This is a genomic window from Desulfovibrionales bacterium, from assembly GCA_028715605.1.
Taxonomy (GTDB): domain Bacteria; phylum Desulfobacterota; class QYQD01; order QYQD01; family QYQD01; genus QYQD01.
This window is the reverse complement of record JAQURM010000002.1, coordinates 338,539-360,305: the sequence shown is the minus strand read 5'-3', so window position 1 is coordinate 360,305 and position 21,767 is coordinate 338,539. Positions and strand designations below refer to the sequence as shown.

22 protein-coding genes are annotated in these 21,767 nt (G+C 47.1%); 17 read left to right on the top strand and 5 right to left on the bottom strand.

Going from position 1 to position 21,767, the window contains the following annotated elements; translation table 11 throughout:
• Positions 1–249 precede the first annotated feature (249 nt).
• Positions 250–1,449, top strand: a complete 1,200-nt coding sequence (gene lptF / locus PHT49_04370) for an LPS export ABC transporter permease LptF (GenBank protein MDD5451109.1) — start codon at positions 250–252, stop codon at positions 1,447–1,449.
• A gap of 38 nt (positions 1,450–1,487) precedes the next feature.
• Positions 1,488–2,567 (top strand): LPS export ABC transporter permease LptG, encoded by a 1,080-nt coding sequence (gene lptG / locus PHT49_04365; protein MDD5451108.1) that lies wholly within the window; start codon positions 1,488–1,490, stop codon positions 2,565–2,567.
• 106 nt (positions 2,568–2,673) lie between these two features.
• Here the strand turns inward: lptG and PHT49_04360 are convergent, their stop codons facing one another.
• On the bottom strand, positions 2,674–3,042 hold the full coding sequence (locus PHT49_04360; protein MDD5451107.1) for a response regulator: 369 nt from the start codon (positions 3,040–3,042) through the stop codon (positions 2,674–2,676).
• A 452-nt stretch (positions 3,043–3,494) separates the two neighbouring features.
• On the opposite strand from PHT49_04360, the gene nth reads away from it, so the two are divergent.
• The 14 genes from nth (at position 3,495) to PHT49_04290 (ending at position 15,384) form a co-directional block, all read left to right on the top strand.
• Positions 3,495–4,181, top strand: coding sequence for an endonuclease III (gene nth, locus PHT49_04355; protein MDD5451106.1), 687 nt, complete (start codon positions 3,495–3,497; stop codon positions 4,179–4,181).
• Positions 4,182–4,201: 20 nt separating this feature from the next.
• Positions 4,202–5,491 carry a 23S rRNA (uracil(1939)-C(5))-methyltransferase RlmD gene (gene rlmD, locus PHT49_04350; protein MDD5451105.1) on the top strand — a complete coding sequence of 430 codons (1,290 nt, stop codon included), beginning with the start codon at positions 4,202–4,204 and terminating at the stop codon, positions 5,489–5,491.
• Positions 5,492–5,836: 345 nt separating this feature from the next.
• Positions 5,837–6,841, top strand: a complete 1,005-nt coding sequence (locus PHT49_04345; protein MDD5451104.1) for a hypothetical protein — start codon at positions 5,837–5,839, stop codon at positions 6,839–6,841.
• Positions 6,842–7,070: 229 nt separating this feature from the next.
• Positions 7,071–7,319, top strand: coding sequence for a hypothetical protein (locus PHT49_04340; protein ID MDD5451103.1), 249 nt, complete (start codon positions 7,071–7,073; stop codon positions 7,317–7,319).
• 10 nt (positions 7,320–7,329) lie between these two features.
• Entirely contained in the window at positions 7,330–7,584 is a 255-nt protein-coding gene (locus PHT49_04335) for an Ada metal-binding domain-containing protein (GenBank protein MDD5451102.1), read from the top strand.
• 142 nt (positions 7,585–7,726) lie between these two features.
• Positions 7,727–8,923: a trypsin-like peptidase domain-containing protein gene (locus tag PHT49_04330; protein MDD5451101.1), complete on the top strand. Its 1,197-nt coding sequence runs from the start codon at positions 7,727–7,729 to the stop codon at positions 8,921–8,923.
• A gap of 244 nt (positions 8,924–9,167) precedes the next feature.
• The gene (locus tag PHT49_04325; protein ID MDD5451100.1) at positions 9,168–9,362 is read left to right on the top strand and encodes a hypothetical protein; all 195 of its coding nucleotides are present in this window, start codon (positions 9,168–9,170) and stop codon (positions 9,360–9,362) included.
• Entirely contained in the window at positions 9,347–9,679 is a 333-nt protein-coding gene (locus PHT49_04320; protein MDD5451099.1) for a type II toxin-antitoxin system PemK/MazF family toxin, read from the top strand. The genes PHT49_04325 and PHT49_04320 overlap by 16 nt, the downstream gene beginning before the upstream one ends.
• 235 nt (positions 9,680–9,914) lie before the next feature.
• Positions 9,915–10,484 (top strand): hypothetical protein, encoded by a 570-nt coding sequence (locus PHT49_04315; GenBank protein ID MDD5451098.1) that lies wholly within the window; start codon positions 9,915–9,917, stop codon positions 10,482–10,484.
• Between the two features lie 98 nt (positions 10,485–10,582).
• Complete coding sequence (locus tag PHT49_04310; protein MDD5451097.1) at positions 10,583–11,284, top strand: DNA methyltransferase; 702 nt, start codon at positions 10,583–10,585, stop codon at positions 11,282–11,284.
• A complete protein-coding gene (locus PHT49_04305) occupies positions 11,269–12,105 on the top strand; it encodes a hypothetical protein (protein ID MDD5451096.1) in 837 nt (278 codons plus the stop codon). The genes PHT49_04310 and PHT49_04305 overlap by 16 nt, the downstream gene beginning before the upstream one ends.
• Positions 12,105–13,061, top strand: coding sequence for an AvaI/BsoBI family type II restriction endonuclease (locus PHT49_04300; GenBank protein ID MDD5451095.1), 957 nt, complete (start codon positions 12,105–12,107; stop codon positions 13,059–13,061). Before PHT49_04305 ends, PHT49_04300 begins: the two co-directional genes overlap by 1 nt.
• Positions 13,062–13,557: 496 nt before the next feature.
• Positions 13,558–14,139, top strand: coding sequence for a hypothetical protein (locus tag PHT49_04295; GenBank protein ID MDD5451094.1), 582 nt, complete (start codon positions 13,558–13,560; stop codon positions 14,137–14,139).
• 144 nt (positions 14,140–14,283) lie between these two features.
• Entirely contained in the window at positions 14,284–15,384 is a 1,101-nt protein-coding gene (locus PHT49_04290) for an aminopeptidase P family protein (protein ID MDD5451093.1), read from the top strand.
• A gap of 182 nt (positions 15,385–15,566) precedes the next feature.
• On the opposite strand, the gene PHT49_04285 is transcribed toward PHT49_04290, so the two are convergent.
• Positions 15,567–16,052 (bottom strand): PilZ domain-containing protein, encoded by a 486-nt coding sequence (locus tag PHT49_04285; GenBank protein MDD5451092.1) that lies wholly within the window; start codon positions 16,050–16,052, stop codon positions 15,567–15,569.
• 582 nt (positions 16,053–16,634) lie between these two features.
• Here PHT49_04285 and rpmB point away from each other — a divergent pair.
• Complete coding sequence (gene rpmB / locus PHT49_04280) at positions 16,635–16,826, top strand: 50S ribosomal protein L28 (GenBank protein MDD5451091.1); 192 nt, start codon at positions 16,635–16,637, stop codon at positions 16,824–16,826.
• Positions 16,827–16,828: 2 nt separating this feature from the next.
• Here the strand turns inward: rpmB and PHT49_04275 are convergent, their stop codons facing one another.
• Genes PHT49_04275 through ispG form a run of 3 tightly spaced genes read right to left on the bottom strand, consistent with a single transcriptional unit; the run spans position 16,829 to position 21,765 of the window.
• The gene (locus PHT49_04275) at positions 16,829–18,970 is read right to left on the bottom strand and encodes a bifunctional (p)ppGpp synthetase/guanosine-3',5'-bis(diphosphate) 3'-pyrophosphohydrolase (protein ID MDD5451090.1); all 2,142 of its coding nucleotides are present in this window, start codon (positions 18,968–18,970) and stop codon (positions 16,829–16,831) included.
• The gene (locus PHT49_04270; GenBank protein MDD5451089.1) at positions 18,963–20,684 is read right to left on the bottom strand and encodes a proline--tRNA ligase; all 1,722 of its coding nucleotides are present in this window, start codon (positions 20,682–20,684) and stop codon (positions 18,963–18,965) included. The genes PHT49_04275 and PHT49_04270 overlap by 8 nt, the downstream gene beginning before the upstream one ends.
• On the bottom strand, positions 20,674–21,765 hold the full coding sequence (gene ispG, locus PHT49_04265) for a flavodoxin-dependent (E)-4-hydroxy-3-methylbut-2-enyl-diphosphate synthase (protein MDD5451088.1): 1,092 nt from the start codon (positions 21,763–21,765) through the stop codon (positions 20,674–20,676). Before ispG ends, PHT49_04270 begins: the two co-directional genes overlap by 11 nt.
• Positions 21,766–21,767 lie beyond the last annotated feature (2 nt).

Sequence of the window (21,767 nt, the reverse complement as noted above, 5' to 3'; positions counted from 1 at the left end):
CAGCTATTGTCACGTTCTCCTATCATTTTTTGAACGGGGTGTCAATCTCGCAAAAATGAGATATTAGGGATATTAGTTCTATCTTTCGTGAAAAAGCTCAAATGAATGTCAAATGGGCAAGCATTCAGGTCTCAGCCTTCAGCCGGTCCACCGTTCACTGTTGACCGTTTACCGAAAGAAAATATCGGACAACGGTTAACGGATAACGGATAACAAACATGCTGACAGCTAATCGCTCAGAATAATGAGATGAACAAGATACTATTTTCTTACCTGCTGAAAGAGATCCTGCCTACTTTTTTTACCTCCCTCTTTGTTCTTACCTCCATCCTGCTTTTAGGAAAGATGGCCCCTATGGCCGAACTCCTGCTGACCCGGGGCCTGTCTTTCGGGAGTATCCTGCAGATAGTGGTATTTGTGCTTCCGCACCTTCTCCTGTTTGCCCTTCCTATGGCTACGCTTCTGGGAACCCTGCTCACCTACACCAGGATGGCCAAGGATCGGGAGATATTGGCTATCAAGGCATCCGGGATAAGCTTTTATCAATTGCTGCCTCCGGCTATTCTGGTATCCGTTGCGGCCTATCTGCTTACTTTATTTACCGCGGTTTATGCGCAACCCTGGGGAAATTATGCCCTGAAGACCCTTCTTTTCAGGATAATGCAGATCCGGGCCGATTTAGGGGTGCGGGAGGGTGAATTCAGTGATGCCTTCAAGGATATCGTTATATATGTCCGAAATATTTCCAGAGAAAATGGCCGGCTGGACGGCATTTATATAAGCGATGTGAGAAGGCCGGAGGCCGGCAACGCCATTGTGGCCAGGGAAGGATGGATTGTCCCCCGGCCGGAGCGCCTGGTCCTGGTTCTTTATCTGCGGGACGGCAGCATTCACCGTGTTGGGAGGGATTGGCGATCGGCCCAGACCATCCACTTCGAGAAATATGCCTTGACCCTGGGCCCCCAATCTACAGGCCATAGTGAGATAGTGGAAAAGGGTAAAAGTGAGATGTCTCTGGGTGAGATACGGGACAGGCTAAAGGAAGCCCCGCTTTCCTCCCCGGAATATTATTCGTTGCTCATGGAATTACACCGGAAGATGGCCTTGCCCGTAGCCTGCATTATCCTGGGACTGGTGGGGGCCGCTCTAGGCGCCCAATCAAGATTTGCCGGCACTTCATTTGGCATATCCATCGGCCTTACGGTCTTCCTCCTTTATTATTTGATGTTGGCCCTGGCCAAGGGGCTGGGGGAAACAGGGGTGATCTATCCTGCTATCGGCATGTGGGTGCCTAATATCATATTTGCTCTCCTGGCCGTTTACCTCATAGTGAAGACCAACGGGGAACGTCCCATCTGGTTCATGGAAATATTGCAACGTCTATCCGAACGCCTGGAAAGATCGAAGGACACCGCCGCCATTAGCCGCAAAGGGCGCGGAGATAAATAAGGAAGCTCAAAGCTCAAGGCTGAAGGCCGGATACTTAAATGTACGTACTAAATCGTTACATACTCAAGGAGTTTATACGCCTTTTTCTTCTGGTACTCAGTATCTTTGTCTTCATCTATCTTCTGGTCGATTTCTTTGAAAAGATAGACAACTTCCTGGAGGTCAATCTGCCGGCCTCCACTATGCTAACGTATTTTGTGTATAAGATTCCCCTGATTATAACCCAGATGGAGCCGGTAGCAGTTCTCATGGCCGGGGTTTTGACTATCAGCCTGCTTATTCGCGGCAATGAAATGCTGGCCATGAAATCCATCGGGAGAAATATCTTGCAGACGACCAAACCGATCTTCTGGGCCGCATTCCTTTTGAGCGTTCTGCTTTTTCAGATAAAGGAAGGCGTTGTCCCTTTAACTATGGTGAAGACTAATTTTATATGGGATGTACAGGTTAAGAAAAAGCAGCCCAAGGGGTTACTTGGAAAAGATAAGTTCTGGTTTAAAGGAGAGAACGCCATATATTCCATCGGCCACTTTAGCCCGGACCGGAAACTCCTGCAGGATATAGAAATTTTCGTTTTTGACCAAGACTTTTACCCGAAAAAAATTATCTATGCCCGCGCAGCCAGGTGGACCAATCATAGCTGGCTTTTCAAGGAAGGCCGGCTGAAGACCCTGGAGAGCGATAGATCTTATAAAATAATCCCTTTTGATGAGCAATTTATTAACCTGGCCGAACGTCCGGCAGATTTCAGGGAGATGACCAAAAAAGCAGACGAAATGAGCTTCGAAGAGATCTCGGCTTATATTCAGAAGCTGAAACACCAGGGGCAGGACACGACCCCTTACCGGATAGATCTACAGGCGAGGCTTGCGTACCCGGTACTAGGCCCGATTCTGCTTCTCCTCGGCATACCGGCCTTGCTCTGGAGGAGACTAAAATCGAGCATCGCACTGGGCATAAGCCTGGGCATGTTTCTGGTGTTTGTGGTCTGGATAACCTGGAATTTCAGCCTGACCATGGGGAGGGCAGGACTGCTTCCGCCATTTGTCGCTGCCTGGTTTCCGCTGATGCTGTTCGGCGCGCTCGGCGCGTCCGGATGGCGGGCGGTGTGGCAATAGGAATAAGTCAAGTCATTGGTCATAGATTAGGTTGGGAAGATGGATCACCCTTACCAGTGACAACTGACTATTGACTAATGACATTCACTATAAGTAATTGGTAGCCTTACGTCTGAGGGGCCACGGCTTCCAAAGCCTGGGAGATTCTTTTCTTAAGTTCCGTAAGGTCAAAAGACTTAATCACATAAGAATCTGCCGCGATAGTTTTTACATCACTTTTATAACTGTCGTAGGCAGTACAGAGTATGACCGGCAAGTTGTAATATTTATTTCGTATATCCTGGAGCAGGTCTAATCCATCATAGTCGGCCATCTTGATATCGAGCAATATAATATCAGGACGTTCTTTTTCTATGCGCTCTAGAAGCTTGTATCCGCTGTCGGCCGTAATCACCTCGTATCCATCGGCCTTTAATTCTTCTGAATACAGGTACCTTATGTTTTCTTCATCATCGACGATTAAAACCTTAGCCATTTTTGATGATCTCGTTGGAAGTGTAAAAAAACATATCAAATCTGGAAATCAGGTCGTGCCACAGGCAGATTCGCCTGGGCGAAAACTCAGGAAAGTGCAAACCCAAATAAAGAGGGTCTATCTTTTCCTGATTTTCTGAGTTCCAGATTAATAGCCTTTTCTGAATGTAGGACGGTTTCCAACACCTAACGTGTTACTAAAATTTATATTTTATATTGAGGTAAAAGTAAACAGCTTTTTATCTATCAGGCTGCCGGATGCCTTCGGGAATGAGAAACCGACTTGTTTTTTCCCTTAAAGCCATTAAAATAATGATGAACAGCGTTCAGCCGGTTCACCGTTTACTATTGATCGTTTACCGAAAGAAAATGTCGGACAACGGTTAACGGATAACGGTTAACAAATATGCTGATGGCTGAAAGCTGATAGCTATTTAAACAGGAGGAAAATCTGTGGATGATCTGCCCAAACGAGCAGATAGATTGTCTGCGCCGGAGATATTGCATATCTTTGAGATACTCCGTAAAGAATATCCTGATGCGAAAATAGCCCTTTCTTACCGTAATCCCCCGGAGCTCCTGGTGGCCACCATCCTTTCGGCCCAGTGTACTGACGAACAGGTAAATAAGGTCACTGGTTCTCTGTTTAAAAAATATCCTACTCTTGAGTCCTATGCCCGGGCCTCCCTGCCGGAGCTTGAGGAGGCCATCAAGAGCGCCGGCTTTTTCCGGAATAAGGCCAGGAACATAAAGTCCTGCTGTGAGCTGATATTAGAGAAGTTCGGCGGCAGGATTCCACAGACCATGGACGAACTCATTGCCTTGCCCGGCGTGGCCCGAAAAACGGCCAATATCGTCCTTTCCAATGCCTTTGGCATCGTGGAAGGCATAGCCGTAGATACCCATGTCCGCCGGTTGGCTTATCGACTGGGCTTTACTACAGAAACTGACCCGGATAAGATCGAAAGAGATCTGATGGCCGTTATCCCTAAAAAATACTGGTTCAACCTTTCCTACGTCCTCATCGACCACGGGCGCAAGATATGCAAGGCCCGGGCCCCGGGGTGCAAACGCTGCGTGGTGCGGCGTCTTTGCCCCTCCAGCCTGGACGCCGGGGGAAAGCTGAAAGCTCAAAGCTGAAGGCTGTATTCTGATCCATAATGCCGATCAAAACTGTCACCATAGCACGTCTGGTTTATGGAGGAAACGGACTAGGCCGCACAGACGGCAAGGTAGTGTTCATCCCCTTTACGCTCCCGGGGGAAAGAATTGAGGCCCGCATCCAGGAAAGTAAAAAGCATTATGATAAGGGGCTGATCCTCAGGATTCTCACACCCTCACCCGGTCGCGCCCCGGCCCCCTGCCCTCACTTTGGCCGCTGCGGGGGCTGCCAGTGGCAGCATATCGCCTATCAAGACCAGCTTTCATTTAAAGAAGACATCTTCCGGGAGACCCTGGCCCGCATAGCGCACGTTGCCGGCGAAAAAATCCTGCCTATCCTTCCCTCCCCGGCGGCCTTTGGTTACCGGAACCGCGTACGGCTGCATGTCAAAGGAGGCCGGATCGGCTTTTTCGCTGCGCATTCATACGAAATCGTGGAGATAGAAGACTGCAAGATTGCTCATTTCCTGATTAACCGGATAATAAAGGAGATAAAGGATGCCCTCCCCTTATCCTCTTTGCAAAAGCTGGCCGGAATTGAAATTATAGTCAGCCCTGAAGAGGTCCATGGAGTCCTTATCCTGCACACCGCCAGGCCGCTTTCTCAGGCCGATGAGAATACTATACGGCTTCAATCCGGCCGGATACCTGATATTAAAAGATGCGTGGTTCAGGGGCCAGGCGGTCTTCCGGCACAAATGGACTTCGGCAAAGAAGATGGCCTTAAGCTTTTCGTGCCGGAAGGAAACGGCCTTACCTACTTTCTCTTCCCGGGCGTATTCGCACAGGTAAATACATCGCAAAATGATATCCTCATCACCAAAGTCACGGAGTGGGCAGGCGTTTCATCAAACCATAAAGTACTGGACCTCTTTTGCGGCATGGGTAATTTTACCCTGCCCCTGGCCGGAAAAGCCAAAGAGGTAACCGGGATAGAAGCGCATCCTTTAAGCGTAAAAAACGCCATTTTCAATAAGACCGTAAACCGGCTCGATAATATTACCTTCTTGCAGGAAGAGGTCGCAGCAGGTATTGACCTGCTCATAAGAGAGAAACAATGCTTCGACCTGATCCTGCTTGACCCACCCCGCCAGGGATGCCGGGACATAATAAAGAAGCTCCCCTTCCTGAGGCCTTCCAGAATCCTCTACATCTCCTGTGACCCGGCCACCCTGGCCCGCGACATAAACCATCTGCAGGCAGAAGGCTTTGACCTGGTCCGTTCTCAGCCCCTCGATATGTTCCCGCAGACGTATCACATCGAAAGCCTCAGCCTGTTTACATGTTAAAACGTTCAAGCAATTATAAGGGAGACATACCATATTCCCCCTTTTCCCTTGTATTTTGAGCGCATATTTGCTATCGTTTTTACGCTAACATCCTGATCTAACATATAAAGTCGTTTCCAGGGTTAAAAAAAGCATGCCCAAGTTGATATCGTCACCAAAATGAGATCATATCCGCACCAGGTGAGGATATGATCGAGATAGGCAGGACATCACTCGCTCCGCTCGCTCGGCAGGCTTCGGAATGCTTCCCAATAGGGAAGGGAGTAATATATCGAAGAATTAGGCTTTAAGGGGTTAGTGAAAAGCTGTGCCGGTCCCGCCTATCGGGCAAAGGGGAGTTTATAAATGCCAACATTACCACTCATTGATAAAGAAAAAAAAGCAATAGAATCCCCCTGTGTAGTTCTCTTAGGAGCTGGAGCATCAAAGGCTGCGTTTCCTAATGGTGATGCATACGGAAGAAAATTACCATTGATGAATGAGTTAACAGATGATCTTGATTTAAATGATACTATTAAAAAATATGGTTATCAGGGAGACACAGCAGATTTTGAAGCTTTTTACTCCGAAATATTTAATCATCAACCTCAATATGAGAATCTTGTGAATGAAATACAAATAAGAGTTCGTGAATATTTTGAAACCTTAGAAATTCCAAATACGGTGACAATATATGATTATTTAATACTATCTTTACGAGAAAAGGATATTATTGCAACATTCAATTGGGATCCTCTATTATTGAAAGCATATTTAAGAAATTTGAAAGCCAAACCGTTACCTAAGCTAGCATTTTTACACGGAAATGTTTATTGGGGAGTTTGCCATACTGATCAACGTCTTGGATACTTTGGGTCACTTTGTGAAAAGTGCTATAGCCCTCTCCAACCTGTCCAGCTTCTATACCCAACCTCACAAAAGAACTATAACAAAGACCCGGTAATTAAGTCTCAGTGGGATTTACTAACAAGTCATCTGGAGTATTGCTACTTCTTTACTATATTTGGCTATAGTGCTCCTAAAACAGACTTTGAAGCTCGAAAACTGATGAAAAAAGCTTGGTCAGATAATAAAACGGTTGAACTATCGCAAATTGAGATAATTGATATTAAAGATAGAGAAGAATTAAGCAAAAATTGGTCTGAATTTACTGTTCGAAATCATTATGGAGTACTCACTAATTTTAAACATTCCTGGTTATGGAGGTTTCCAAGACAAACTTGTGAAGCACTTTTTGACGCAACAATGCAAAATGATCCACGTAAACAAACGCCATTTCCAGAAACAGATTCGCTGGAAGAGTTGCATAAATTTATTAATAATTTGAAGATCGAAGCGTTACACATCTGAATCAATTTGATGTCCGAGAGACTTCACATAACACAGCATTAAAAGGTTCGTGCCCCTTGGGCACTCACCCAACCCCTGCACCTTTTCAAGGGTGCGGGCTAAGGTTCCAGCTTAGGTGATTATTGAATTTGGAAAGTAACCGTTATCACGTGGAGTAGCGCGGGGTTTCTTTTATTCTTCAACGTTATGTGTTCATTGCGGGCAGAAAACGAATGAAAGGACGAGTTTTATGAAAAGAATTTTAATTTTCTTTGTATGTTTGATTTTAACTGTATCATTGGTGTTACCAGAAGCTTTTGCAAAAGGTAGGGGATATAGAGGCGGTAGCACTCATGTTAGGGGATACACGAAGAAAAGAGGTACTTATGTTGCTCCACATCGTAAAACCGCACCTGATAAATCTAAAATAAACAATTGGAGTTCAAAAGGCAACATAAACCCATATACTGGAAAAAAAGGAACAAAGAATCCTTATTAAGGAGGATGCCATGAAAAAGTTTAAACTGAGGCAAACCATAAAAAAACTATTAGCAGTTACACTTTTTCTTTTATTATTTGGTCCTTATGCTATTAGTGCTGAATTCTGGGCATCGAAAAAATCAAATAAATATCACTATCCAGATTGTGAATGGGCGCAGAAAATAAATCCTGCAAATCTTATAAAATTTAAGAGCCCTGAAGATGCAATTAAGGCGGGCTACATTCCCTGCAAAGTTTGCAAACCTCCCGTGGCTTCTAAGTAGCTCTGCCTTTGAAAAGAGTATGTGAAAAAATGCCCGCAACGGCAGATAACACAGCACAAACATCTTTCATACAAACCGTATCGGGCTTCGTCTGTGCCCCAAACGTTATCCGCCATCGTTGGCAGTCAAGAGAGAATGTAAAATGAGAACATTTTTATTTCAAAAAAATAGAACCCTTCCTTTATACTTTTTTAGTGATAGTAGATTAATAAAAGCATTTTTTTATTCCCTGCTGTTCATAACAATCCTATTTCCTGCTATTTCCTATGCTGATGCTGACAGAATTTTTAAGGAAAGCAATAAGGCCGTCGTAGTGGTTACGGCATACGGCTTTGCAAACGAACCGATAGCCCAGGGAAGCGGCTTTATTGTAAGACAAGACGGGGCAATAGTAACGAACTATCATGTTGTTAACGGGTCAGCGGACATCACTATAACAGTTCAGAAGTCCCACTCTTTTGGGGATGACCAACGAAGTGAGACCTTAGAAGTTGAGGGTTTGATATATTGCGATAAAGATAATGATCTCGTAATTCTTAAGGCAAAATTCATTGAACCTCCTTCAAAAAAACCAGAGAGCATCTCTGATCCACTCGTAGGGCGGAGTCCGAGAGTACCACGGACCATTGATAGCCTTCCTGTAGTGAGGCTGGGAGATATAGATAAGGTCAATGTTGGTGAAAAGCTCTATGTCATAAGTAGTCCTCAAGGACTTGAAAATACTATTTCGGAAGGGATAATAAGCGGTTTAAGGGATGTCTTATCCCCTCCATCTCCTTTGCCTCTTGGGGATTCGCATAAACCTTCTCAGGATCAGAAGTTGGAAACCGCCCGATATTTAAGGAAAATTAAATACAGGAAGAAGATCTTACAGATCACTGCCCCTGTATCAAGCGGTAGCAGCGGAGGGCCTGCCTTTAACCAAAAAGGTGAAGTTATTGGCATAGTTACATTTCTAATAGAAGGGGGGCAAAACCTAAATTTTGCAATGCCAGTGAATTTGATCAAGGATGAGATAGAAAATAAAGAAGTTATTCCCCTAAAAGCGTTTCAAAAAGAATTTGAGAAAGAATATATAAAATGGTTAGCAGCAACGTTAGTAAAAACCGAAGATTGGAGCAAAGCTAAGACCCCTAAAGGAAAGGAAATAGAGGTCTGCAAAGAAGTTCTAAGATTAAATCCTTATCATGTAACTGGACGTATTACCCTTATACTTATACTTATGTATCTAACGGAACACAAAGAAGAAGCTTTGAAGCAATACGAAATTTTAAAGGTAATTGATCCTACCGCGGCAATGGGAATGCAATTTTTATTCGAAGATAGTTTATCTAAGTAAAACCCTCCTATCTCTTTGGGACGCCACCAATAAGAGATGTGGGACGTCCATAAATTTATAAGTTTCTTGTTGCCCGTAACGGCAAATAACAGAGTGCTTGAGGTCAACACCCAAGGGCTTCGCCCTTCTTTAATGCAGCATTCTTATTTAATCGTGCCTACAACAGACAGCTAAACAAATAACCGTAAAATAATAAAGTTGAATTTGGTATAATTGGTTCAGAATCAATAGAAGGAGGGAACCCATGAGTAAAAAGGAACTGCTTATAGACGAAATCGAGCAAGTCCCGGAGTCTTTTCTTGATGAGGTATTGGATTTTGTTCACTTCCTAAAGACAAAGTTAATTAAGGAAAGGTTCGATACTGCTATTGCAAGTGAATCTTCTCTCAAAAAAGATTGGCTTAAGCCAGAAGAGGATGAGGCATGGCAAAATTTATAAAAGGCGATGTTGTCGTTGTTCCATTTCCCTTTTCTGACCTAACCCAGTCCAAAAGGCGTCCTGCTTTAGTTGTTTCAAAAATAGAAGGCGATGATCTGATCCTCTGCCAGATAACAAGTCAATCCGTCAAGGACAGTTATTCAATTTCACTTGATGATAAAGACTTTGGAACAGGGAGTCTGAAACAGACAAGTAATGTGAGACCTAACCGCATATTTACAGCGGATAGTCATATTGTCCTATATAAAGTCGGCAATCTTAAAATAGAAAAGCTTAATGAAATTATTGCAAAAGTAGTTGAAATAATCCGAGGATAAAAAAAGCGCTTCATTATTTATCCGCAACGGCAGATAGCAGAGTGCTTGAGGTTAACACCAAAGGCTTCGCCCTTTTCAAGCACTCGAAACGATAGGCAGGACATCGTTCACTCGGCAGGCTTCGGATACTTCCCAGTAGGAAAGGGAGTAATAATCGAAGGATTACCGTCCATTATTACGGGAGGGCACGCTCTTACAGACAAAGAGGGACTTGACCAAAAAAGGAGGTGTATGAGTGGCAAAAGATAACGGTGGAACCCCTTGGCCGATATGGGTAGTCGTAACGATCTTGGTCGCTCTCATAGGTGCGTATGCTACGATAAAATCCAGGCCCTCTGCCCCTGATAACGAAGCGATTTCACCTTCAAATCACGCGGAGGTATCCGAAAAGATAAATCCAAACTCTGGAGATATCTCATCCATCAGTATATCCGAGATATCCGATGTAAGGGGGAGACCGGTAAAGAACGATGCTGCTCCATTTAAAATTATTGTAAAAGGGGAAGTTTTGAATGCCGAAGGGTTACTTGTTTATCTAGTCGTAAAAGATAAGGGCAAGGAATATATTCAACCCACCGGTGAATCCATTGGATTAGGTTTAATGAGACACCCCAAGGTCAACTATTCCGGGAACTGTTACCTTGGCGAAATAAATGACCCGCCCGGGCTTAAGAACACTTATGAAATCTATGCCGTAGTCACGGATAGAGAATATCCTGAGTATCACATACTGCGTAAGGATGATAGATCATTGGCGGTTTCAAGAAGCATCACACTGATAAAAACTCATAGGGGGGATATTTAAAGCGCCAGTTTTTATAAGACACGGGGAAATGGGTTCCTTGACAGACAACATATACCTATATTATTATCGAATCAGGACTTATAGCGGGTAAAAATTTCATGCGAATACCACATTCAACATTAAAGGAACCTTCACTTTTTGAGAGAAAATCAGTCGATTCTATCGCGATAATTGACAGAAAACGCATAGATATTAACCCGCAGAACAAACAAACCGACGATCCTACCGAACAAAAAGCAGCTTTAATCAGGATCGAAACCCTTGACCGTAAGTTATCGAAGCACTTTCACAGCAAACTAAAAGTTCAACCAACGCTGACACGCCAACTTGTTAGTTTTCAGGCCAATAAACCGAGACCTAGTTATCGTTGGTATAAGTATAAAGAGGCCTTTTCAGCATCTCTTATCGAATATCTATTGTCCAAATACGGTGTTACATCGGGTAAGGTGCTTGATCCTTTCGCCGGAAGCGGCACGGCCTTGTTTGCAGCGAGTGAGGCCGGAATAAACGCCGACGGCATCGAACTCCTTCCTATTGGTCAGCAGATCATGCTGGCAAGAAGGCGTCTTGAAAGGGAATTCACGAAAGAGGATTTTGCAGTCCTCAACCACTGGATTGCCGAGTATCCCTGGCATAAGTCAGAGGTTAAAAAACCTCTCTCCAAGTTACGTATCACAGGCGGAGCCTATCCAGAGGAAACGTCGACTCTATTGAACGGTATATGGGGGCATGGGAGAGTGAAAATGAGCGTGTCCAGCCGGTATTACGTTTTGCCCTCTTGTGTGTGTTGGAGTCAATAAGTTTTACACGCAAAGATGGACAGTATCTCCGATGGGATTACCGTTCAGGCCGCAGGCAGGGGACAAAGCCTTTCAACAAGGGAGCGATACTTGAATTCGATAAAGCAATGTGTGCCAAGATAAAAGAGATTTGCCATGACTTACAGGATGGTAAAGGCGCAGACGACTTGTTCCCTGCAAAGGTCTTGCAAGGCGACATTTACCTCTTCAAAGGTTCCTGCCTCGATATAATGCCGACGCTGCCGGATAGTTCATACAATGCCGTGGTGACATCCCCTCCCTATTGCAATCGTTACGACTACACCAGAACCTATGCACTGGAATTAGCGTTGCTCGGAGTAGGGGAAGAAGAGATAAGCAAGCTGAGACAGGAAATGCTAAGTTGCACGGTTGAAAACAGGGCCAAGGACCTGCTGAAAATCAATCCAAAATGGGAAAACGCCATAGCAGCCGCAGACAGCCAGGAGTTATTACAGGCCATCTTATGTTACCTTGAAGAAGAAAAGGCACAAGGCAGATTGAATAATAACGGCATTCCGAGGATGGTAAGGGGTTATTTCTATGAAATGGCCTGTGTCATTGCCGAGTGTGCACGGGTGATGAAACCCAAGGCACTTTTGTTCATGGTAAATGACAACGTTCGTTATGCCGGTGCAAGCATATCAGTTGACATGATCCTTTCAAATATTGCTGAGAGGCTGGGATTCCATGTCGAAAATATCCTCGTGCTGCCAAACGGCAAAGGCAACAGCAGCCAGCAAATGGGAAAACATGGGCGTGATCCCTTAAGAAAGTGTGTTTATGTCTGGAGAAAGCTATAGTGGCAAAGAACAAACCGCATCGTAAGCACATTACCGGCAGAGCTGACCTCGTAACAACATACGAAGAGATTAGGGCCGGTTTTGTCGCCCTGGCCCTTGAAAAGAACCGCAGGGCCACACCCTTTGTGGAACAGGCGAGGTCTCTGAAAGCGGCTGCTTCCCAGACCAAGACGCCCGCTGATTTACTCAATATTGAAAGCATACAGCCTGCGTTATTAACTGCCGCCGCCGTATTCGACAAGGCAATGAACTACCTGTTGCCCCAGGACAAAATCGAGGCTGTACAAGGCTTGATAGCAAAATACCTTGAACCGGCAGGGCCTGCCTTTGTTGAAGAATTGGTTTTCAGGTTTCTCTTGACCAGAGGCGATACATTGGGCGGCTCCATGCGTAACATAGGCGGGGTTATGGGAGAGCGCAAACTGACACGTGCAACCATTGCCAATCTCAGCCTTGCCGGGATTCCTTATCAATGGTTCCATCCCGACAGTAAGGCGTGGATAGCAAGTAAAGAGGAAAACGCTGATATAGAACTATATCTTACCGGGCTTAGCTGGTCATCCAAGGGGAAGAACCGTACAATGATCTATAACCGCAACGTGCCGCTTGTAAACAAGAATATAGACTTGTGCCTGCTGGATTGCAGTCCGGAAAAACTACCCGCTGCATTGAATAACCCGTCACTCTATATTGCCCTTGGAGAACTTAAAGGCGGTATTGACCCGGCTGGGGCCGATGAACACTGGAAAACTGCAAGGACATCCCTTACCCGCATACGAAAGGCATTTTCAGACAAGGGGTATTCACCTCATACTTTTTTTGTCGGCGCAGCCATAGAAAACAGCATGGCCGAAGAAATCTGGCATCAGTTAGAGGACGGCACGTTAAGCAACGCTGCCAATCTGACCGATGCAGATCAAGTGGCCTCATTGTGTGGCTGGTTATGCGGTTTGTAATTCACCCGGATAATAGAAAATAGAGATAAACCGACATCCCTCCGATAACAGCAAGCTAAAAGGCGATAGAGGAAAAGCGGCACGCCCTTAAATTTATAAGTTTCTTGTTGGCCGCAACAGGCAGATAACAGATCGCTTGAGGTTGAACATCCAAATCCCGAAATATCGGACTTCTCATGTTAGACGCCATAGCCAATAGACTTTGTATGGCATTTCTGAACAAATCTGGTATAAATGTTCAGAGAACTCAGAGAGAGGAATGCCGGACAGGTCTTAACAAATACAAACTTATTGTAACAATTCAGGTTTTTGAAAAATATGCCTAAGCAAGGCGCTATAAAGGCCAAAATCCCCCTCAATCCCCCTTTTCCAAAGGGGGAAGTGTTTATCCTCCCTTTGAAAAAGGGAGGTTGGGAGGGATTTAAGAATACTTTTTCAAACAGCTAAACTGATACAAATTATCGAGGTTGTGTACTCTGGACGAGGTGAAATTAATATGGCGGAAATCAAAAGCGCCCTGGAAAAGGCCATGGAACGGGCTGAGAAGATCGGCCGGGCTACCGAAGAAGAGTTGAAAGAGAATCTGTACCTGGATGAGGGCCGACGATTGGCCGCCCGTTACCTCCGGGGAGAAGATATGGAATTCACAAAAGCGCTGGAGCAAAAACCAGCCGAGGCCCGGCCTTATATCTTGAAAGGTATGGTAGAGACCCTCCTCCGCAACATAGTCCTGCCCCGGGATGAAGACATAGAAGAAGGGGTAAAAAGGGCCATGCAAGGGATGCTTACCCTGAAAAAGAATAATTCGCAGGCCCGAAGGATAATGGCGCAAATAGAAGAGGCATTCCGGCAATATAAACAAACCATATCTGATGTCCGCAAGCAGCTCAGGGCCCGTTTTGAGATGAAAATGGGCAACGTGCAAAAACAACTGGAAGAGCAGGCGCACATGAAGGTAAAAATAGACCCGGAACAACTGCCACAGTTTCAGGAAGAGTGGCTCAAGATTTCAGCAGAAATAAACGCCCAGTTCGATGCGTTTCTGGAACAACAAAAAGAACTTTTAAGGACTATCTGACCTGTCCACGCGCCCTTAAATTAGGACATAGATTTTCGCCGATACCCGCAGAAAAATATTTTCTATATTCGAAATCTTGACAATCTGCGTTCATCTGCGTCCAAAAAAGGAAATTCCTAAGCTATCTAGTTAACGAACCCAGCCATGACTCTTGAGCAGCAAAAAAGGATTATCGCGCTAAGACAGGCCCTCCGCGGCAAGAGATTAGACGCCCTTCTGATTACCAGGCCGGAAAACAGACGGTATCTCAGCGGCTTTACGGCACATGACGGCCAGTTAACAGAGTCCTCCGGAGCGCTTCTCATCTCCAGAGATCGACTTATCCTGTTGACTGACAGCCGCTATGAGCTACAGGCCAAAGAAGAGGCAACCGGGTATAAAGTGATTATATCCGGACAGGGGCTGCCCCGTACTCTGGGAAGCCTGGCCCGCCGGTACGGGATTTGCCGGCTGGGCTTTGAAAGTCACTACCTCCTGGTCAGCACCTATGAACGCCTGGGCAGGTTATCGGCCCTGAAGCTCATCTCTACCAGAGGCATTGTGGAAAAGATCAGGGCGCAGAAGACAGAGGAAGAACTAAGAAACATCGAGGAATCCATCCGCCTAAACGAGGCCGTCTTTTCTAAAATCAAACGCATCCTGAGGCCGGGGATGACAGAAAGAGAGATAGCCTTTGAGATCGAAAGGTTGACGCGCAGCATGGGTGCGGAAGACGTATCCTTCGAGCCCATCGTGACCTCCGGCCCCAACGCTGCCAAACCCCACGCCACACCCGCTGACCGGCCTATCCGGGAAGGAGAGCCCATTATCATCGATATGGGGGCGCGTTTAAATGGCTATTGTTCGGATATGACCCGTACCCTCTGGCTGGGAAAGCCCAGCGTAAAATTCAAAAAGATATATCAGACGGTGCGAAAGGCGCAGGACACGGCTATAGGCTCACTAAAAACCGGCCTGAAGGCCAGGGAGGCAGACAAGATCGCCCGTGATATTATATGCAAAGCCGGTTATGGTCAGGCCTTCGGACATTCATTAGGCCATGGCGTAGGACTGGCCGTACATGAAGGGCCAACGCTAAGCCCACGTTCTAAAGATACTTTAAAGGCCGGTATGGTAGTTACCGTGGAACCGGGCATCTATATCCCGGGCTGGGGCGGCGTCCGCCTGGAAAACATGGTGGTTATTGAAGACCACGGCTGCCGGGTCTTGAATAATGATGAGACATTTTATGATTTCCAGTCTTGATGAACTCGTAAAAATTCCAAAATATCACGCAAAGCCGCCAAGGACGCAAAAAGAATAAAATTTGGAACTCAGGAACTCATAAAAAAATCTTTTACTCCTGATTTCTTGATTTCCAGATTTTCATTTTTCCTTCTTTGCGGTCTTTGCGCCTTGGCGTGAGAAATTGACTTCTTACAAAACCGTCAGTCTTGATAAGACAGATTGTCCTCTGCAAGTCGAACCTTATCCAATAGAATCCGTAAGGCGTTCCTCGTCTCCGGCGTTAAGTCCTCAAAAATAACGCCGCATTGATAGGTGGACGGGATATCACCCGCATTACGGTGTACCCATACTGCATGTCCATGGATCTCCACGGGCTGATCCAGTTGCGGATTAAGAAATTTAATAGAGAGAGACGAGCCATCAGGAATGCTTTCATAACCCTCCAATAACATCCCGCTTTCGTTAAGGTTCACAACATAGGCCGGGATAGCCTCTTTACCATCCAGACCCAACACTTTTAAAAGTATATCAATCCGCGGCTCTTGCCGGCGATCTTCGCCCGGGGCGACTTTCCGGGGCGCGGGTCTATCCTGGTTCAGTTTGCGTTCCAGTTCCACGACCCGGCGTCGTAAGATCTTATTTTCCAGCCGAAGTTCTTGCAGCTCTTTTCCCAGGTCTTCGCGCAACCTTATTCTCCTTTACAACTGTTTCCTGCCTGCTTACGCCTCATAATGACTTATCGTAACATTCTGAAAAAACAAAAATAGTCCTGACTAGTTTTCATCTGGAAACTACCGTTTCCGGCCTACGGTCGGCCTAAGGCCGGATTCACGCTATCAGCCTTCAGCAGTCAGCCGTCAGTTTGATTGTTATCCGTTAACCGTTCACCGTTGTCCGACATCTTCTTTCGGTAAACGGTCAACAGTGAACGGTGAACCGGCTTCATGCTGATAGCTGAGTGCTGACTGCTAAAAAGCACTTGCGCAAAAATAACTTTGTGTTACATTAGGCCGATTCGTAAAAATTTAAAATATCACTCAAGGCCGCTAAGGACGCAAAATAAGAGAATTTGGAACTCAGGAACTCATAAAAAAATCTTTTACTCCTGATTTTTCGCCTCGGCGAATCTGTTCGCCCCAGCGGATCTGCCTCAGGCACGACCTCATGCACGACTTGATTTCCAGATTTTCATTTTTCTTTGCGGTCTTTGCGCCTTGGCGTGAGAAATTGACTTTTTACGAAGCCGTCAAATCTTGAAGGAGGTCTTTATGTCTAAGGTATGTGAAATCTGCGGGAAACGGCCGCGTGTAGGAAATAATGTAAGTCATGCCAATAATAAAACAAAACGCAGATGGTATCCCAACCTAAAGAGAGTAAAGGCGGACCAGGGTAACAGCACCCGTTATATGGTAGTCTGTACGCGCTGTCTTCGCTCCGGGTCGGTAGTAAAAGCCACTTAAGGTCATGTCGTCAGGCGTTCTACACGAATTACGTCATCCAAGTGTTTAACCGCCCTGAGCACTGTTTTCAGATGTGAGGTATCGACCACTTCGAGAATAAAATTCAATATGGCCTTGTGGTCTAAGGTAGTATGAATATCAGCTTCTACTATGTTTGCATCACAAGCGCTGATGGCATTGCTTATAGCGGCAAGCAGGCCTTTCTTGTCTATTGTAACCACCCGGACCTTAACCGGGTGCGCCGTTTTTTCCCGGACATCCCATTGGACATCGACCCTTCTTTCGGAATCTGAATCGACAATATTGCGGCAATTGCTGGTATGGACGGTTACCCCCCGGCCACGGGTGATAAAGCCTACAACGTCATCACCCGGCAAGGGATTGCAGCATCGGCCAAAGCGAATCATAATATCTTCGACCCCCCGGATCTTTATCCCTTCGGGCCGGATTTTTTCCTTTTTTTTGCTGATCTTCGCAGCCACAGGAAGTTCTTCCTCTGAAACCTCTCCCTGGGGAAGAAGCTTCCTGACAATCTGAAGAGGGGATATCTTGCCGTATCCGACTCCGGCCAATAAATCCTCCACCGAACTAAAAGAGAGTTCGGTGGCCGCCCTTGTCAATTCTTCAGATTTAAGCAATTTTGACAGATTGAGCTGATGCTTCCTGAACTCCTTCTCACAGATCTCTTTACCCAGACTTACACTGCTTTCCTGTTCCTCGGTCTTAAACCATTGCTTAATTCTGGTCCGGGCCCGGGTGGTCTTGACAAATTTCAGCCAGTCCTTGCTGGGAGTATGGTGGGGCGCAGTAATTATCTCCACCACATCGCCATTTTTCATCTCGTATTTAAGAGGAACCAGTCGGCCGTTAACCTTGGCGCCTGTACACTGGCGGCCGACTTCGGTATGTATGGCGTAAGCAAAATCTACGGGCGTAGCGCCCCGCGGAAATTCTTTTACCTCGCCTTTGGGAGTAAACACATAGACATCATTGGGATAGAGATCAACACGCACCGACTCCAGAAACTCCCGCGGGTCCTTAAGGTCTTTTTGCCATTCTAAAAGCTGCTTCAACCACGCGAATCGCCGGCTCTCCTCCTCGGAAAAGCCCTTATCCTCTTTATACATCCAATGGGCGGCGATGCCGGCCCGGGCCACTTTATCCATCTCTTCCGTTCTGATCTGCACCTCCATCCGCCGCCCATACGGGCCGATGACCGTGGTATGCAGGGATTGATACATATTTGCCTTGGGAAGACTGACGTAATCTTTGAAGCGCCCGGGCACCGGCATCCATATAGAGTGGATTATCCCCAGGGCCTCATAACATTCTTTGACGGTCTTCAGGATTAGACGAAAGGCGATAACATCGTAAATCTGTTCCAGGGGGAGGTTCTGCCGCACCATCTTCTTATATATGCTGTATATATGCTTAGGGCGGCCCCGCACCTCGCACTCGATCCCATACCCGGCCATTTTATCCTTTATGATACTTTTAACCTCTTCTATATATTTCTTACTTTCACCCAGACTCTTTTCCAGTTTGTCCTTAATGTCCTGATAGGTCTCCGGCTGAATGTATGAAAAAGATAGGTCTTCCAACTCTCTTTTGATCCACTCGATACCCATGCGTCCGGCCAGCGGCGCATATATGTCCATAGTCTCACGGGCTATCTTGATTCTCTTGGCCTCGGTCTGGTAACGGAGAGTGCGCATGTTATGTATGCGGTCGGCCAATTTAACGAGCAACACCCTTATATCATCAGACATGGCCAGGATCATCTTACGGACGTTCCCCGCCTGTTCCTCGATACGACTGCTTAAGGGCATCCGGCTGATCTTGGTCACACCGTCAACGACCCGGGCTATATCCTCGCCAAAAAACTCCTTGATCTCTTCCAGAGTAGTAAGGGTATCCTCCACGGTATCGTGCAGCAGACCACAGGCCACGGTGACGACGTCAAGCCGCATCTGGGTCAGGATATAGGCCACTTCCAGGGGATGAGACAGATACGGCTCGCCGGATAAGCGCACCTGTCCTTCATGCACCCTGGCCGAAAAAATGTAAGCCTTTTCAATGGGACTGAAATCGGCCCCGGGAAGATAAGACTGGACCTGTTCTAATATATCGTTTAACCTAACCATCTACCGCTTTCTGGCGCATGTTCAGGAGGGTCTGAATGAACTGTTCCCTGGTAACGAACAGGATTTCGCCCGTACCGCGCACCTTTATTTCCAGCAAACCCTCTTTAATAAACTTCGTGCCTATGGTTATGCGGAAGGGAATGCCTGTCAGGTCGGCATCCTTAAATTTTATCCCGGCCCGTTCATCGCGGTCATCCAGAAGGACGTCGAATCCCCCGGATAAGAGCTCGTGATAGATATCCTCCGCTGCCTCCCTGATGGCCGCATCATTTACATTAACCGGCAGAAGCAGGACATCGAAGGGAGCAATGGCCACCGGAAATATTATACCGCTTTCATCGTGGTTTTGCTCAATAGCCGCAGCTACTATACGGCTGACGCCGATTCCATAGCAGCCCATGACCATGTGACGTTCCTGCCCCTCTCCGTCGAGGTAAGTAGCCTTAAGGCCCTCACTGTATTTAGTTCCCAGACGGAAGATATGCCCCACCTCAATGCCGCGGGAGAGTCTTATAGCCTGCCCGCACCGGGGACAACGGTCCCCGGCCGTAACCGACCGTATATCACCATAAAGGTCTGCATGGATGTCCCGGCCGGCGTCCACATGGACAAGGTGATGCCCTTCCTCATTGGCCCCTGCCACGCAGTCGTATATGCCTTGTATGGCCTGATCCGCCACTATTTTTATCGACAGGCCCACCGGGCCGCTGTAACCGACAGGCGCGCCTGTAATGCGGCGAATTAATGCCTCGTCAGCCAGGGCAATTCCCCTGGCCTGGAGTAAATTTTTTAATTTAATTTCATTGACCTCGTGGTCGCCACGCACCAGGACCGCCACCGGCTGGCCGTCAACTACGAAGATGAGCGTCTTTAGCAATTGCTGCGGCGGTATGCCCAGGAAAGATGTTACTTCCTCCACCGTCCTCCTTCCGGGGGTAGCTACCTTCTCTATGGGCCGGGGAGGTGTATTACTTTTTATCTGCTCTTTTTCAGACCAGACCACTTCGGCCTTCTCTATATTGGCCGCATAGTCACAACCGGTGCAGCTCACGATAGTGTCCTCCCCGGTCTCTGCCAACACCATGAACTCGTGTGAAAAACTGCCGCCTATGCTGCCCGTATCGGCCTCCACCGCCCTGAATTGGAGGCCCAGGCGGCGAAAAATATTTTGATAGGCCGCATGCATGGCCAAATAAGTCTTTTCCGAGGCCTTCTCATCCACATCAAAGCTGTATCCATCCTTCATAACAAACTCGCGGCCCCGCATTAACCCAAAACGCGGCCTGATCTCATCCCTGAATTTGGTCTGTATCTGATAAAGATTTAACGGCATATCCCGATAAGAACGCACCTCACGCCGCACCAGATCGGTAATAACCTCTTCATGTGTGGGCCCCAGACAATAGTCGCGCGCGTGGCGATCCTTGAAACGCAACAACTCTTTTCCGTAGAACTCCCAGCGGCCGCTCTCCTGCCATAATTCCGCAGGCTGCACCATAGGCAGAACCACCTCTTGGGCCCCGGCCTTATTCATCTCTTCCCTTACGATGGCCTCTACTTTGCGCAAAACCCGCAGCCCAAGGGGCAGGTAGGAATAAATGCCCGCGGCCAGCTTTCGTATCATACCGGCCCGTAGCATTAGTTTGTGGCTTATTACTTCCGCTTCCGCAGGAGTCTCTTTTAAAGTAGGCAGAAAAAACCGGCTAAATCGCATTCTCTTTCCCTTTCTGTGTATAATATTCCGTTTCCATCGTCTCTATCTCTTCCACCAGGGTATCCACGAGTTCCGCCTCTTTCACTTTTTTCAGGAGCTTACCGTGGCGGAAAATAATCCCGACTCCCTTTCCCCCGGCCATGCCGATATCGGCTTCTTTTGCCTCGCCCGGGCCGTTGACCACACAGCCCATTATGGCCACCTTGAAAGGAACGGTTATATGGCTTATCCTTTTCTCCACCTTATCCACCAGGGAAAAAAGGTTAATTTCACAGCGTCCGCAGGTGGGACAGGAGATGATCTCCGGTCCCCTTTGGCGCAGGCCGAGCGCCCTCAATATCTCATACCCCACCCGGACCTCTTCAACCGGATCCCGGGTCAGAGAGACGCGGAGGGTGTCGCCGATGCCTTCATACAGGAGAAGCCCGATACCTATACTGGACTTGACCGTACCCGGGTAGAGTCCTCCTGCCTCCGTAACCCCTAAGTGCAGAGGATAATCCACCTTACCGGCCAGTTCGCGATAGGCGTCAACGGTAGTGCGCACGTCCGAAGACTTGAGCGATACCTTTATATTTGCGAAGCCTAAACCTTCTACAAGCTCAATATTACGCAGGGCGCTTTCGGCCAGGGCAGGAGCAGTAGGCGCCCTATGTTTCTTCAATATGTCTTTCTCCAGCGAGCCGGAGTTCACACCGATCCGCATGGCAATGCCGGCGCCTTTAGCAGCAGCCACCACCTCGGCCAGTTTCTTTATGCCTCCGATATTACCGGGGTTAATCCTTACGCCGTCGGCGCCGGCGTTAATTGCGGCTAGGGCCAGGCGGTAATCGAAATGGATGTCAGCGATAAGGGGTATATTTATCTTCTTCCTGATGGCCTTAATGGCCTCGGCAGACTCCGGGTCAGGAACAGCTACGCGTACCACCTCGCACCCCGCCTTTTCCAGGCGGTGGATTTGTCTGACTGTACTCCCTACATCCCGGGTAAGGGTGTTGGTCATGGACTGTACTACCACCGGGGCATCTCCTCCGATAGCCAGCGGCCCGACCACAATCTGTCTGGAATACCTTCTTCGCATGT

Coding starts and splice junctions, on each gene's coding strand:
- lptF (MDD5451109.1), top strand. CDS start 250: ATGAACAAGATACTATTTTCTTACCTGCTGAAAGAGATCCTGCCTACT.
- lptG (MDD5451108.1), top strand. CDS start 1,488: ATGTACGTACTAAATCGTTACATACTCAAGGAGTTTATACGCCTTTTT.
- PHT49_04360 (MDD5451107.1), bottom strand. CDS start 3,042: ATGGCTAAGGTTTTAATCGTCGATGATGAAGAAAACATAAGGTACCTG.
- rlmD (MDD5451105.1), top strand. CDS start 4,202: ATGCCGATCAAAACTGTCACCATAGCACGTCTGGTTTATGGAGGAAAC.
- PHT49_04345 (MDD5451104.1), top strand. CDS start 5,837: ATGCCAACATTACCACTCATTGATAAAGAAAAAAAAGCAATAGAATCC.
- PHT49_04340 (MDD5451103.1), top strand. CDS start 7,071: ATGAAAAGAATTTTAATTTTCTTTGTATGTTTGATTTTAACTGTATCA.
- PHT49_04335 (MDD5451102.1), top strand. CDS start 7,330: ATGAAAAAGTTTAAACTGAGGCAAACCATAAAAAAACTATTAGCAGTT.
- PHT49_04330 (MDD5451101.1), top strand. CDS start 7,727: ATGAGAACATTTTTATTTCAAAAAAATAGAACCCTTCCTTTATACTTT.
- PHT49_04325 (MDD5451100.1), top strand. CDS start 9,168: ATGAGTAAAAAGGAACTGCTTATAGACGAAATCGAGCAAGTCCCGGAG.
- PHT49_04320 (MDD5451099.1), top strand. CDS start 9,347: ATGGCAAAATTTATAAAAGGCGATGTTGTCGTTGTTCCATTTCCCTTT.
- PHT49_04310 (MDD5451097.1), top strand. CDS start 10,583: ATGCGAATACCACATTCAACATTAAAGGAACCTTCACTTTTTGAGAGA.
- PHT49_04295 (MDD5451094.1), top strand. CDS start 13,558: ATGGCGGAAATCAAAAGCGCCCTGGAAAAGGCCATGGAACGGGCTGAG.
- PHT49_04290 (MDD5451093.1), top strand. CDS start 14,284: ATGACTCTTGAGCAGCAAAAAAGGATTATCGCGCTAAGACAGGCCCTC.
- rpmB (MDD5451091.1), top strand. CDS start 16,635: ATGTCTAAGGTATGTGAAATCTGCGGGAAACGGCCGCGTGTAGGAAAT.
- PHT49_04275 (MDD5451090.1), bottom strand. CDS start 18,970: ATGGTTAGGTTAAACGATATATTAGAACAGGTCCAGTCTTATCTTCCC.
- PHT49_04270 (MDD5451089.1), bottom strand. CDS start 20,684: ATGCGATTTAGCCGGTTTTTTCTGCCTACTTTAAAAGAGACTCCTGCG.
- ispG (MDD5451088.1), bottom strand. CDS start 21,765: ATGCGAAGAAGGTATTCCAGACAGATTGTGGTCGGGCCGCTGGCTATC.